The organism is Deinococcus piscis, from assembly GCF_014653275.1.
In the GTDB taxonomy this organism is placed as follows: Bacteria; Deinococcota; Deinococci; order Deinococcales; family Deinococcaceae; genus Deinococcus; species Deinococcus piscis.
Map to the genome: position 1 here is coordinate 1 of NZ_BNAL01000081.1, position 1,120 is coordinate 1,120.

Here is a 1,120-nt window from a genome sequence, read left to right on the forward strand (position 1 = left end):
AAGATATGGGAAAACAGCGCAAAACCTGGTCACCTGAACTCAAGGAGCAAATTATTCTGGCTGTCCTGAGCGGGGAGCACACCATCGCGGAAGCTGCTCGTGAGTACGAGGTCAGCGAGAGTTTGATTCACACCTGGCGTGCACAGTTTCTGGAAGCGGGCCGTGCCCGCCTCCAGGGAGCCAGGCCGGATGCAGCCCAGAAGAAGTTGGAGAAGGAAGTCCAGCAGCTCAAGGCCATCATTGCGGATAAGGAATTGTCGCTCTATATCGCAAAAAAAATCCGGGGTCTCTGAGCGTAGATGAACTCCTGGCGTGCTACCAGGAGTTGCTTGGAGACCACCCGAAGCTGAGTCTCAGCAAGTTTGCTGGCGAGGTGGAGCGTCCATATCACGTCCTGCGCGATGCCCGGCAGAACGCTCTGCGTTCTGCACAGCGGACGGAGCGACGTCAGCACATCCTAGAAGTGGTGCGGTTCAAAGCCCTGGAAGAGCCACTCAGCGGCTACCGTTTGATTTACCAGGCCCTGCAACAAGATGCCCAGCAGCCTTCTCCTGGCCTCCATACCGTCCGTCGCCACATGGCGGAGTTGAAGGTGCAGCGCCCGGTTCCCAGAAAGAAACGCCGTCCATCGGCATGCCCTACCTCTATCGTTCTCTGGCCAGCGGGCCGCCGAGTTCAGGTCGATGCCACACGGCTCAGCTTGCCGGACGGGATCTGCTGGGCTTATCTCGTCCTGGACGTAGAAAGTCGCGCACTGCTGCACATTGAAGTGGTCCGGAATCTCTCTGCCAACAGCGCGGTCACCGCGCTGCAACGGGGAGTCTATGTGCTGCACCATCTCGGCATACACGAGCAGCTCCTGATCATGACTGATGGTGGCTCAGATTTTACGTCTGGCGCATTCCAGGCGGCCTGTCAGGAGCTGGGCCACTGGGTACGGGCCAAGGTCTCACGGAAGGGAGGAATGGGCATCCTGGAAAGGCTCAACCGGACCTTCAAATATGACGGCGTGTTCCGGGAAGAGTTGACGAATATTGCCCAGCTTCGTGCGTTCAGCACGAAGTTCAGGAACTGGTACAACTCTGAGAGAAGGCATTCCAGTCTGGGGTATGCCTACCCC

The 1,120-nt window shown here is 58.0% G+C and carries 2 protein-coding genes; both read left to right on the forward strand.

Going from position 1 to position 1,120, the window contains the following annotated elements:
- Positions 1-293, forward strand: a 293-nt coding sequence (locus IE158_RS13380) for a transposase (protein ID WP_229839141.1), incomplete at its 5' end; no start/stop codon positions are given.
- Positions 294-373: 80 nt separating this feature from the next.
- Positions 374-1,120 (forward strand): integrase core domain-containing protein (locus IE158_RS13385; RefSeq protein ID WP_229839142.1); only part of this gene is annotated, 747 nt, incomplete at its 3' end.